6 protein-coding genes and 3 tRNA genes are annotated in these 12,977 nt (G+C 46.3%); 1 reads left to right on the top strand and 8 read right to left on the bottom strand.

Annotation, left to right across the window (positions count from 1 at the left end):
* Positions 1-157 precede the first annotated feature (157 nt).
* Positions 158-2,608, top strand: coding sequence for an alpha-L-arabinofuranosidase C-terminal domain-containing protein (locus tag NQ564_RS06625; RefSeq protein ID WP_129649917.1), 2,451 nt, complete (start codon positions 158-160; stop codon positions 2,606-2,608).
* A 145-nt stretch (positions 2,609-2,753) separates the two neighbouring features.
* On the opposite strand, the gene NQ564_RS06620 is transcribed toward NQ564_RS06625, so the two are convergent.
* The 8 genes from NQ564_RS06620 to htpG form a co-directional block, all read right to left on the bottom strand.
* Positions 2,754-5,102: a family 20 glycosylhydrolase gene (locus tag NQ564_RS06620; RefSeq protein ID WP_008149635.1), complete on the bottom strand. Its 2,349-nt coding sequence runs from the start codon at positions 5,100-5,102 to the stop codon at positions 2,754-2,756.
* 195 nt (positions 5,103-5,297) lie between these two features.
* Complete coding sequence (gene glyA / locus NQ564_RS06615) at positions 5,298-6,578, bottom strand: serine hydroxymethyltransferase (protein WP_008157671.1); 1,281 nt, start codon at positions 6,576-6,578, stop codon at positions 5,298-5,300.
* A gap of 109 nt (positions 6,579-6,687) precedes the next feature.
* Positions 6,688-7,743 carry a Gfo/Idh/MocA family oxidoreductase gene (locus NQ564_RS06610; protein ID WP_008149639.1) on the bottom strand — a complete coding sequence of 352 codons (1,056 nt, stop codon included), beginning with the start codon at positions 7,741-7,743 and terminating at the stop codon, positions 6,688-6,690.
* Positions 7,744-7,867: 124 nt separating this feature from the next.
* Positions 7,868-7,941 (bottom strand) — tRNA-Arg (locus NQ564_RS06605).
* A gap of 33 nt (positions 7,942-7,974) precedes the next feature.
* Positions 7,975-8,051, bottom strand: a tRNA-Arg gene (locus tag NQ564_RS06600).
* Positions 8,052-8,084: 33 nt separating this feature from the next.
* Positions 8,085-8,161: transfer RNA gene (locus tag NQ564_RS06595), tRNA-Arg, on the bottom strand.
* A gap of 75 nt (positions 8,162-8,236) precedes the next feature.
* Positions 8,237-10,552 carry a patatin-like phospholipase family protein gene (locus NQ564_RS06590; RefSeq protein ID WP_008157674.1) on the bottom strand — a complete coding sequence of 772 codons (2,316 nt, stop codon included), beginning with the start codon at positions 10,550-10,552 and terminating at the stop codon, positions 8,237-8,239.
* Between the two features lie 228 nt (positions 10,553-10,780).
* Positions 10,781-12,832 (bottom strand): molecular chaperone HtpG, encoded by a 2,052-nt coding sequence (gene htpG / locus NQ564_RS06585; protein WP_008149646.1) that lies wholly within the window; start codon positions 12,830-12,832, stop codon positions 10,781-10,783.
* Positions 12,833-12,977: the final 145 nt, after the last annotated feature.

The following is a 12,977-nucleotide window of genomic DNA, read 5'->3' as shown; positions in this document are numbered from 1 at the left end:
CAAATGTATTTAATTCTGTCGATATAATCGTCTTTTTCCCTAAAATAAATTCCATTTCTGAAAAATATTTCTTTTATATATTAAGTGTACACAGCTAAAACGCTTGATATAGGATGAGATGGGGCTTTTTATTGAAATTATTCTTTAAGTTTGCACCATGAAAGTGAATTTGGTTCTTTTAGCACTCATATTAGCCGGGTGTCAGCCGGAAATGCCTGTAACATCTTCTATTCTGGTAGAGGGGGATGGTTTGACAATACCTGTGAATAAGGAACTGTATGGTTTGACCATTGAGGAAATCAACCATGCGGTGGATGGCGGTATTTATGCGGAACTGATACAAAACCGGAGCTTTGAAGATGGAGTTCCTCCCTTGAATTGCCCATACGATCCTGTCCGCCGGGTTCTGACTACCCCGAATGGATGGGTTATTCCCTTCTTACGTTCTGATTCGGTGCCGGGGTGGCGCCGCTTTTCTGCGACGTCTTATATGTATCCTGACACTAAGGAATTGATTAATGACAAGAACCGGCGTTCTCTGCTGGTTTCGGTGTCCGCTTCGGCTGAGTCGGGAAAAGGAGGTGTCATCGCCGAAGGATATGGAGGGATACCGCTTCGGAAAGGCGAGAAATATGATTTGTCTTTTTATATGAAAGGCGCTTCTATGGTTCCGAAAACTGTAAGCCTGACTTTAGCCGATTCTACCGGTGAGACAACCTTCAGCGAAGTGTTCCGGGTGGCACCAGCCTATGAATGGAGGAAGTACAGGCATACTTTTACTGCAACCTCGAATACGAATAAATCCGTGCTGGCGATAACGACTGACAGCTCGGCTGTTTTCTGGCTGGATGTCGTTTCCCTGCTTCCACAAAAGACATGGAAAGGCCGTCCGAACGGATTGCGTCCGGAACTGATGGAGCTGATTGCTGCATTGAAGCCTGCGTTCATTCGCTTCCCTGGCGGAAGTTTTGTAGAAGGATATACGGCCGGGACCTATCCGGTTTGGCGTGAGACGGTAGGAGATATTGCCGAACGTAAACATTTTTGGAATGTATGGGCATACGGTACGACAAACGGTGTCGGCTATCATGAATATCTCCAGATGTGTGAAGATTTGGATGCCGAACCAGTCTATGTCATTAATAGCGGTGTGACCAACCAAAGCCGCCGTCCGCGTTATGAAGATATAACGGCGATGGGGAAATTGGTACAGGATGCCTTGGACGCTATCGCTTATGCCAATGAACCGGCCGATTCCGTTATGGGAGCCTTGCGGGCTGCTCATGGACATCCGGAACCTTTCGGATTGAAGTATGTGGAGATCGGCAGTGAAAATTACGGACTGGAATATACCAAGCGTTTCGAGTTGTTTAAAAAAGCGATCCAGGAGGCTTATCCGGACATTACGGTGATAAGTAGTTCTGACGTAAGAGGAAAGAGCAGGAATGAATGGTCGGATACTCATTTTTATTCGAGTGAATCATTTTTGATCTCTAATCACAACCGTTTTGTTGCCGGACGGTATACGCGCCGGATGCCTCCTGCCTTTATCGGAGAATTCAGCTTGTCCGGCGGGGCTGCTCCCGGAAGTTTACGAGCTGCCATCGGGGAGGCTTGCTTTCTTGCAGGAGCAGAGAACGGGCAGGAGATCGTGAAGCGTTTAGCTTATGCCCCGGTTTTGGGGAATACGAAATACAAGATGGATCGTTATCCGGCTATCTTTTTTGACGGTGAACAAATCGCTCTTTCTCCTTCTTACCATCTATTGCAAATGTTTGGCAGCAACAGGGGAGACGAGGTGTTAAAGACTGAAGTCCGCACCTATCAGAAACCCCAGGTTATCTTCGGACGTGCCGGTATCGAAATGTTCGATAATAGCTATGAGTTTAAGGAGGTGAAAATAGATAACTTGCCGGTTAAGGAAGGGACTGTCATGACCGGAGGCTGGACAGTTGGACAGGGTACGTTGATACCGGTTGCAAACAGGTGGAACTACATTCTTTTAGGTGATCCGTCTGCCTATGACTACACCTTCTCGGCGGATATCAGGAGGACGAAGGGGAGTGGACAAATCCAATTCCGTGTGCGTGACAACGGGTTGCCCGGAGAACAGAATGACTATATCGGATTGACGATCGGTTCTGGTGCTGTCGAGTTCTACCGCCAGGCGGGAGGAGTGAGGGACACGTTGCGTACACCTGTCCTTTATCCCTTCCAAAGCAATCGTTGGTATAATGTGAAGATCGCTTGCAAAGGCGAACAAATCGGTTGTTTCGTGAATGATACGCTGGTCCATGAGACGATACTTCCCGGCATACCTTCATTGGTTTCCACTGCAGCGCTGGATAAGGAAACGCATACGATTATACTAAAAGTGATCAACACGACCCAGCACGAAGAGAAAACGGAACTGAACTTGCAAGGTGTCAGTGTCAAAAATACGGCGGAGATTATTCAGCTCACAGGAGATCCCGAAGCGCGTAACACCTATGACAAACCTGATGTGGTCGTACCGAAGACAAAAGAAATATCCTTCTCATTGAGTGGTCCCAGAGTATACAATTTTCCTCCGAACTCGATTACGATAATGAAACTGAAGATCGACTGATGGGATGACAGGCATCGGACTCAAAACCGATGCCTGTCGCATATCCAATCGATGCTTGTCCGTTAACTATCGGATGCTTACCTGATAAAATAAGAAAGGCTGCCTCTTATTCTGAAGCAGCCTTTTTCTTTTGATATCGTATTGATTAATGGACTAACATTTCAGGAGTGATCTTAACAAACTTATCGGTGTCGGCTTTGCGGAGCTTCACGCTACCGTCGTTCCAGTTTGAAGGCCAACCACCAATGATATGCCCCAGGAATACCACCTTGATCTCATGCAAGCCTTTCGACAATGCAGCCGAACTGTCGTGGCGGGAGAAGCGTTTCACTTCACCACCGTTGTTCACTAACAATTTGCCGTCAATCCATACTTCTTCGTTATCGGATGAAATATAATAAACGCCGTCTTCAGGAATATTGACATAACCGGTTGCTATGGCAGCATATTGCTTGACACCGCGCATTGATTCGCTTGTTTTGACGACACTGGTGATTTCACGTAAATCCTTGATAACCGATTTCTTCCATTCTTTTACCTCTCCCAGTTTGGAAGAATTCAGGAACATACCGTCAGTCACTTGCATTTCCAATCCCGGAGTAGTCTTGGCAACCTCCTTAGCAGGAGCCAAGGATTGCTTTTCAACCGTGATTGTACGAGTTTTGCTCATCTTGCCGGAAGGCAATACGGAACGAATCTTCAGAACGCCGGATTCTGTGAATTCGATCGGAGCGGAATAGACAGTTGATTCCGGCGTCGGTTCGGTTCCGTCGATCGTATAAACCACCTTGATCGGACGAGTAGTCTTGAATTCCAGAGAGGCCTTGTCGGTGAAAGCGACGAAATTGCATGAACCGTTCGGTTGTTCTGGTTGTGGAATATGGTAGTTGATGTTAAGCTCATCCAAACGAACCAAGGCATTATCCAAGCGACGTTCGAAGTCTTTATAATCCTTACGTGCCAATGGAGTCCAGCCTATTTCAGCCAATGCCAGCACACGCGGGTAGGCGCGGTATTCCAGCAGGTCTGTATTGTACATATATTCGGACCACAGATTTGTTTGTACCCCCTTGATCAAGTTTGCCTTTCCGGTAGTAACCAAGGTATCGGGTGTTGGATTGTATGCATACACCCTTGACAATGGATCATAACCGCCGATAGAAACCGGTTCGATCTTCGGGTCACCTTGGAACTGGTCAATGTACATACCACCACTTCCAGGAGTCATGATTGCCTCATGTCCCATGTTTGCAGCAGCGATACCACCTTCTTCACCACGCCAAGACATAACAGTTGCGGAAGGAGCGAGGCCGCCTTCGAGGATTTCATCCCATCCGATGATCTTTTTACCATGTTTATCGGACAGGTATTTCTCCATGCGCTGAACGAAATAGCTCTGCAACTTTTCTTCGGCAGAGTGATTTTTGTCGGCTTTCAGACCTTCCTCGCGAATACGTTTTTGGCAGAGCGGGCATTCTTTCCAGCTTGATTTCGGGCATTCGTCACCACCGATGTGAATGTATTCGCCAGGGAAAAGAGGAGCGACTTCGTCGAAAACATCCTGCAGGAACTCGAATGGTTTTTCCTTCCCGGCACATAATACGATGTCTTCTACACCCCAGATAATACGCGGAGTGGTCGGTTCGCCTTTGCAAGACAATTCAGGATATGCGGAGATCGCAGCTAACTCATGTCCCGGAAGTTCGATTTCAGGGACGATCGTGATAAAACGGTCTGCAGCATATTTTACCACTTCCTTGATTTGCTCTTGCGTATAAAAACCGCTATATTCCGTCCCTTCACCATCTATACGTTTGGAACCTACTTCAGTCAGTTTCGGATATTTTTTGATCTCGATACGCCAGCCCTGATCGTCCGTCAGATGCCAATGCATACGGTTGATTTTGAACAGTGCCAATACGTCGAGATGTTTTTTTACGTTCTCTACCGGGATGAAATGACGGCAAGGATCCAGCATGATACCGCGATATTCGAAACGCGGCTCGTCTTTCACCGTTACGCAGGGAGCAGTCCAAGCAATACCGCTCACGACCGCCTGGCTTTCGATTTCGGCAGGAAGCAATTGCATGAATGTTTGCATACCGTAGAACAAACCTTGCGGGGTTTTAGCCTTAACTGTCACGCTTTGTGGAGTTACATCCAATGTATAGCCCTCGTCGTTTACATCCAGTGCTCCATCGATTACCAATGTAATACCGTTTGAACCTGCCTTGTCACTAACTGTTATTTGATAGCCGGTGGCGAGATTCATTTGGGCGGCAAAATATTCAGCAACTGTTTTAGCTTCCGGAGTAGAGACGGAGAAGGCTGTGTTTTTGCTTAGTTTAAAACTACCCTCGTTTTGGACGAGGCTTACTGGCGTCGGAATTACATTGATACCTTGGTTATAAGGCATCTGTTTAGTAGGTCCTTCGCTGCACGACGCAAGGATACAAAGTGCGGCGCCTGCACAAAGTGATAAAAGTGTTTTCATAAATTATTTATGTGATTTGATTGATTTAGAAAGAAAGAGGGTGTGTCAATTTGATATCACTGGACGCAGATGACGCAGAATACACAGACGGACGCAGATTTATTTTGCTGATAATTAATAATATCTGCGTTAATCTGCGTTCGTCTGCGTTGTCTGTGTCCCATGAATACCGATATTTAGCACACCCTCATCGTTTTACCAAGCGAAGATAGGATATTCCTTCATGATGCTGTTTACTTTTTCGCGAACAGCAGTGATAGTCTTGTCGCATTCAGGTGCAGCCAGCACGGTATCGATCAATTCGACGATCTCGGCCATCAACGGTTCTTTAGCACCGCGAGTCGTGATAGCCGGAGTTCCGACACGAATACCGGAAGTTTGGAAAGCCGAACGGCTGTCGAACGGAACCATATTCTTGTTTACAGTGATATCGGCGGCAACAAGTGCTTTTTCTGCAACCTTGCCGGTCAGTTCTGGGAACTTTTTGCGCAGGTCGATTAACATGCTATGGTTGTCCGTACCATCGGAGATGATCTTGTAACCTTTGTCCATAAATGCTTTTGCCATAGCAGCCGCATTTGCTTTTACTTGGGCCTGATAAGTCTTATATTCTGGTTCCAATGCTTCACCGAAAGCTACAGCTTTAGCGGCGATCACATGTTCCAGAGGGCCTCCCTGGATGCCTGGGAATACGGCGGAATCCAATAATTGAGACATCTTTTTGATCTCTCCTTTCGGTGTCTTCTTACCCCAGGGATTTTCGAAATCCTTACCCAGCAGGATGATACCGCCACGTGGACCACGCAAAGTCTTGTGAGTCGTGGAAGTTACGATATGAGCATATTCCAACGGGTTATTCAGCAGTCCGGCTGCGATCAGACCGGCAGGATGGGCCATATCGATCATCAGAAGGGCACCGACCTTGTCAGCAATCTCACGCATCCGTTTGTAGTCCCATTCACGGGAATAAGCGGAACCGCCACCTACGATCAATTTAGGTTTTTCACGTAAGGCAACTTCTTCCATTTGGTCGTAGTCTACACGACCTGTATCTTCTTTTACATTATATTCTGTAGCGCGGTATAAGATACCGGAACTGTTTACTGGAGAACCGTGAGAAAGATGGCCGCCGTGTGCCAGGTTCAGACCGAGGAATGTATCACCGGGATTCAGGACTGCCAGAAATACGGCTGCGTTAGCCTGTGCTCCTGAATGTGGCTGTACGTTGGCCCACTCCGCATTGAAAATCTGTTTCAACCGTTCGATAGCGATAGTTTCGCTCTGGTCTACTACTTCGCAACCTCCATAATAGCGCTTACCGGGATATCCTTCAGCGTATTTGTTGGTTAGACAGCTACCCATGGCTTGCATCACCTGGTCGCTTACAAAGTTTTCGGAAGCAATCAGTTCAATGCCTTTCAGCTGGCGCTGATGTTCCTTCTCAATGATGTCGAAAATGATATTGTCTCTTTTCATTACATGTAAAATTGGTTATTGCAATGAGTCCCCTTCTTTTTTATAAGGGGATCGTTGGCAAATTTACGATAAAAAATCTATGCGGGGATAAAATAATATCGAAATATCCTTATAACTTCACCACATTTCCTTCTTTACAGCTTTCCCAGGCCGCCTCGATCAGACGGATGACAGGCAATACGCCGGCGGCATCCGTCAGGAGCGGTTCGTTGTGGCGGAGATGACGATAGATGTTGTCGTAAAATCCTGCGTAATTTCCGGCAAGGCTGGGGTATTTACGACGGACGACGTTGCCGTCTTTTTCTGTGTGAAGAAGTCCCCACATGCCTTCGTCTTCAACTCCCCAGCCAGGAATGCCGGGGATTTGTCCGTCATTCAGATCCGCTTCCTGGCGGTCAAGGCCATATTTTACGAATGAACCTTCCGTACCATGTAAGACGAAGCGGGGTTCAGGTTCGCACATCAAGTAGCTGGATTTCAAGGTGACTTTGACATGTGGTGCCTTAGACGGACGGAGCAGGTGGATCACGAAATAATCATCTACCATGCCACCTGTACGAATGATGTCGATATCAGCGAAAACCGCTTCCGGCACACCGAACAACTGAACCGCCTGATCAATCACATGAGCCCCCAAATTATAGGTCAGGCCACCGCCCAACTCTCCGGTTTCCTTCCACGTTCCCGGCTTTATAAAGTTGCGATAGCGAGGGAAAGTCGACTCGAACTCAACAAGACGTCCAAGTAGCCCCTTATCCAGTATTTCCCGAACTGTAAGGAAATCCGAATCCCAGCGCCTGTTCTGATATACACTTATAGCCAGCCCTTTGGATCGGGCGAGGTCGACCAATTCTTGTCCCTGCTCAACTGTTGTCGTGAAAGGTTTCTCGACAATCACATTTTTTCCAGCCTCCAGTGCTTTCCGTGCATACTCGTAATGCGTACTGTCCGGCGTGTTGATAACGACCAGTTCTAACTCATCCAAAGCAACGAGTTCCTCGAAACTGCGCACAATACGAGCTGAAGGATAACGTTCTTTTGACAGTTCCTTACTGCGCTCCGTGATTGCTGTCAGACAGAAAGCCGGGTTCGTGCTGATAAATGGGGCGTGAAATATTTGCCCTGACATGCCGAAGGCTGCCAATCCTGTTTTGATCTTCTCCATTTTTATGAAAGTTTATTTTTGCGAAGATATGAATTTATCGGTTACAATGATCTGTTTTGGTGCGGTTGCCTAAAGAACTTTAGAAACAAAAAAGAGAATACTATCGATAGCATTCTCTTTTTTGTGACCGCGACAGGATTCAAACCTGTAACCGGCTGATCCGTAGTCAGCTACTCTATTCAGTTGAGCTACGCGGCCAATCTTTATATTTTCGTTTAAACTTCATCTGAATGGTGACCGCGACAGGATTCAAACCTGTAACCGGCTGATCCGTAGTCAGCTACTCTATTCAGTTGAGCTACGCGGCCAATCTTCATTTTTGTTTAAACTTCATCTTGAAATGGTGACCGCGACAGGATTCAAACCTGTAACCGGCTGATCCGTAGTCAGCTACTCTATTCAGTTGAGCTACGCGGCCATTATTTCTTGATTGCGAGTGCAAAGGTAGTACTTTCTTTTATATTTGCAAGCCTTTTTGATATCTTTTTTTTAACTAATCAAGCATCCTTGGGTTAAATATCAGATAACCAATATTCAAGCCGAAATTAAAATTTTTTGCCGGATAGCTGTATCCGTTTGCATACAGGCTGATGCTGGCGAAGGGCAGTTGTAAAACAAGGGCTGCTTCTCCCATATACTTAAAAGAATGAAGGAATTTCCCGTAATAGGGGATAGCTGTATATGTGTTGTTGTTCCATACTTCTTCTTTCTTTATCTCGTATAATGGCGCGAAACCGTACATGTCGAGGCGGAAGTGCAACAGTTTGCTGAATTTCAAGATCGGCGATAATCCGAATGCTACATATTGGTTGGCGCGGAACGCTTCGTTGAAGACAATTTGACTATGCGGCGTCGGCGTAAAGGCGGGCGCTTGCAAAACGGAAGCTGTATAGTTGTTCATCAGGTTCTTGCTGGAGAGTACGAGTTCGCTCATAAAACCAAGATTGAAATGCGGGCTAATCGTCTTGTACTGTTCCCATTCACCTTTCATTTGCAGCCAGCTATGGACTTTCCGGTCGAATGAGCCCATATCCGTAATGGGAGACGGCATATACTTTTCTGTACCCGTTACATATTGTGCCACTAAGAATTGTTTTCGCCCGGAGATCGGATATTGTTTATAATCCAGCGAGTTACGCTCGATGCTGAGCGAACCGGCAAACAGATCATACCAGCTGTGATCGGTGGTCGCGTTCGGGAATGTCATGTTGGAGGTCTGAAAATAGTAATCATTCAGCCGGCCATAAGCAAAACCTATCTCGGCTTTGGCACGGTTCAGGAATGGGAATCCTAACTTGACCTTCGTGTACAATTCTTTCTGGTGGATGAAAGCCGGTAGTACGTCTTCGTAGAACAAAGACTGGCTTTCGGAATATTTTTTATCCGAAAATACACCTTGCCAATTCAGATAGGTCGGTATTCTTGTCTGCAAATAGATACGGCCGTTCAGCATCACACCGCTGAATGAGTTGCCGACCTGGAAATTGGCATTCACATCGGCGGCATACCGTCTTAAATACTGGTATCCCAGTCCGAGGAATAGCTGGTTGGCTTGGTAGGAGGAGATATTACCTCCGAATCCGACCGTGATCTCTTCCTTCATCTTCACATCAAGATAAAGGTCGAACTTCTTTTCCTTCCGGTTATAAACGGCATGGGGCAATATTTCTTTGATCTTGGAATAGGTCAGCATTTTGAAATAGGCGCGTTTGAACTCTTCCATCGAGAACTCATGGTTGATGTCGCGGTGTAATTGGGATTCAATGTATTTTTTTTGCGATTCATTTACGCCTGTCACATATATATTCTGGAAAATCAGAGGAGGGAGGCCTTGCTTATAGGCCTCACGGCGTTTGTTGACTTCGCTAAGTTCCACATGTCGGGGGACACGCGCTTTGATGGAGTCGATCATTGCTATCGTCCGTTTGTAGCCGATATCCATCAATTCCCGTGCTTTTTGGAAATCGAGCAGAGAGACGGTGGGGAAGCTGAATTTGATCATCATACCTTCGTCTTCGGGAACGTCGTATTCCGTTTTCTGCATGATCATCGTTTCAAGCTGGTTATAAGGGTTGGACGAAGGCTTGTTGTTGCCGCCTGCCACTGTCGAGCCGAAAATGAAGTCCGGATGGAAAGCCTCCTTCATTGGGCCGACCGGGAAGTTGTCATAGATGCCACCGTCGAAAATGGGGACACTGTCTTTCCAGATCGGCTGGAAAAAGAAGGGAAACGTCATCGATGCACGGACGGCGTCTCCGAGGTCTCCATTCTTGAAGATAATAGCTTTCTTGCTGTAAATGTCCGAGGCCACACAGCGGAACGGGACGAAAAGATTGTCGAAGTTCCAGCCGGCTTTTGCCGTAGCTTGCGAAAACAGAGCCATAAACGCCTGATTCATCTGGATCGGATTGATCAGGCTTTGTGGGAAGAAACTGGCTTTTACTTGCAAAGAGTCCGTCATGTCGATAGAGAAATGGCCGAATTCCGGTGTCGGGTCGGGGCGTTTGAAATAATATTTGTATTCGTTTTCCACCGTTCCGGTTTGCCAGTAGCTGAACTCCTCGGAGAGCATCAGTTCAACCATTTCTTCGGGTGTATATCCCATCGCATAGAGACTACCGACGATCGCGCCGGCAGATGTTCCCGTTATGTAATCAATAGGTATTCCGTTTTCTTCCAGAGCTTTGATTACCCCGATATGGGCGGCACCTTTCGCACCGCCACCGCTCAGAACCAAGCCTACTTTCTGGGCATATCCTATTTGTAAGGCCGCAAACAACAGGGCTGTCAGTACAGCTATTCTTTTCATACTTGTATCTTCTCTGCTTAATGAATTCAAATGTAGTCGTTATTTCTCAGACTACAAGAGTTTGAGATATATAAAATACAACATAAAATTAGTCCGTTTTGTTAATCCTGCGAAGAAACTTGGTGCCGGCCGTTGGTCTAAATAAAAAAGGGTGTCAAACTTCCCATTCCCATATCAAGTGCGGGAATGGGGACTTTGACACCCTTTTGTTATTTTTCCGGCCTCGGTTTAACCGATCATCTGAACGCTGCGTTTGATGAATTGGCTCAATGCTTCACCTTTCAACATACCGTTTGCCAACAGGGCAAGGTCGATCAACTGGCTGACCAGTTTATTTCCACCAGCATATTCGGCCAGGATGCTGTTGCGCTGTTCTACCAGTTCGTCAATCTTTTTGTTCGTATTCGTCATATCTTCCTTCTCTTCAGAAGTGATTTCTTCTTCTTTCTTCTTGCTCTGGGCTTCGCGCAAGTCGGACTGACGGGCTTTCCAGCCTTTCAGGTCGGAAAGGATCGGATTCAGCTTTTCGGCACAAGCCGCTTCTTCTTCGCTCAGGATTTTCTTAACCAGTTCGTGGTCTGTGTTCAGCACCAGATTGTAGTTATCCGGCAGTTCTCCATAAAACGACATACCTGGCTGCATGGCAGACATTTCACGCATACGGCGCATATATTCGCTTTGTGTCAGCATGACCGGGTTTGAGTTTTCGCCCAACGCCTCGAATGTGACAATGAAATCTGTCTTCTCGATCTTCGGTAACTGGCTTTTGAACATCTCCTGCAGAGCATTTTTTTCGTCCTCATTCAGTGTTACCTTGTTGACATCGTCCTTGCGGATCAGATTGTCGATCGTGTCGCTATCCACACGGACGAAACGTGTCTTTTCGAACTTCTGTTCCATCTGGCTTATAGCATGGACATCCAGCTGACCATCCATGATCAGCACGCTGTAGGCTTTGTCTTTTGCAGCCTGGATATAGCTGTACTGGTCATTGGCATTCGTTGTGTACAAGTAGATCAGGTTGCCTTCCTTGTCTGTCTGGTTGGCTTCCGTCAGAGCTTTGTACTCTTCGAATGTGTAATATTTGCTGTCTACATCCTTCAGGAGGGCGAACTTGGCTGCCCGATCGTAAAATTTTTCTTCGCTCAACATTCCGTACTGGATGAAAAGTTTCAGGCTGTCCCACTTTTCTTCGAATTGAGGACGGTCGTTCTTGAACATTTCTTCCAGGCGATCTGCCACCTTTTTCATAATGTGGTTGGAGATCTTTTTCACGTTCTGGTCGCTCTGTAGGTAAGAACGGGACACATTCAGCGGGATATCCGGAGAATCGAGCACACCGTGCAGCAATGTCAGGAATTCAGGAACGATACCTTCAACCGAATCGGTGACGAACACTTGGTTGCAGTATAATTGGATCTTGTTGCGATGCAGATCGATGTTGCTCTTGATGCGCGGGAAATACAGGATACCGGTCAGATGGAACGGGTAATCCACGTTCAGGTGAATCCAGAACAGAGGTTCGTCGGACATTGGATACAGGTCCTGATAGAATTTCTTATAATCTTCATCTGTCATATCAGTCGGTTTACGAACCCATGCCGGCTGGATATCGTTGATGATATTGTCTTCGTCGGTATCGACATATTTGCCGTCTTTCCATTCCTGCTTCTTTCCGAATGCGATGGGAACCGGCAGGTAACGGCAGTACTTGGTCAACAGGCTGTTGATCTTGTCTTTGTTCAGGAAATCTTTGTTCTCGTCGTCGATATACAGGATGATGTCTGTTCCGCGATCTTCTTTTTCCGTCTCTTCCAATGTGTATTCGGGTGTGCCGTCGCAACTCCATTTCATAGGAACGGCTCCTTCTTTATATGATTTGGTAACGATCTCCACTTTTTTGGAAACCATGAAAGAAGAATAGAAGCCAAGTCCGAAGTGACCGATGATAGCGGCTGCGTCGTTCTTGTATTTTTCAACGAACTCTTCGGCGCCGGAGAAGGCGATCTGATTGATATATTTGTCGATCTCTTCGGCAGTCATACCGATACCGCGGTCGGAGATTTTGATCGTATTGCTATCGAAGCTGACATGTACAGTCAAATCTCCCAGTTCTCCTTTGAACTCACCGACAGAAGCCAGTGTTTTCAACTTCTGCGTTGCATCAACTGCGTTAGATACCAATTCACGAAGAAAAATTTCGTGATCACTATACAAAAACTTTTTGATGATAGGGAAGATGTTCTCACTCGTAACACCGATGTTTCCTTGTTTTGCCATAATCCGATATAAAATATTTTGATGTTATACTTATTGTTTCCTATAACTATAATTATTCACGCAATGTTTAGTTACAAAAACAATGCCAAACGAACAAAATGACATTTTGACTGACAAGTTATCAGTATGGAGAGAGAAAGGACTG

Origin of the sequence: Parabacteroides johnsonii DSM 18315 (assembly GCF_025151045.1) — a bacterium.
GTDB lineage: Bacteria > Bacteroidota > Bacteroidia > Bacteroidales > Tannerellaceae > Parabacteroides > Parabacteroides johnsonii.
Note: the sequence above shows the minus strand (reverse complement) of the source record. Positions and strands in the feature narration are given on the sequence as shown.

What these genes read in the sequence shown, in the direction of transcription:
- NQ564_RS06625 (WP_129649917.1), top strand. Translation starts at nt 158, where the DNA reads ATGAAAGTGAATTTGGTTCTTTTAGCACTCATATTAGCCGGGTGTCAG.
- NQ564_RS06620 (WP_008149635.1), bottom strand. Translation starts at nt 5,102, where the DNA reads ATGAAAACACTTTTATCACTTTGTGCAGGCGCCGCACTTTGTATCCTT.
- glyA (WP_008157671.1), bottom strand. Translation starts at nt 6,578, where the DNA reads ATGAAAAGAGACAATATCATTTTCGACATCATTGAGAAGGAACATCAG.
- NQ564_RS06610 (WP_008149639.1), bottom strand. Translation starts at nt 7,743, where the DNA reads ATGGAGAAGATCAAAACAGGATTGGCAGCCTTCGGCATGTCAGGGCAA.
- NQ564_RS06590 (WP_008157674.1), bottom strand. Translation starts at nt 10,552, where the DNA reads ATGAAAAGAATAGCTGTACTGACAGCCCTGTTGTTTGCGGCCTTACAA.
- htpG (WP_008149646.1), bottom strand. Translation starts at nt 12,832, where the DNA reads ATGGCAAAACAAGGAAACATCGGTGTTACGAGTGAGAACATCTTCCCT.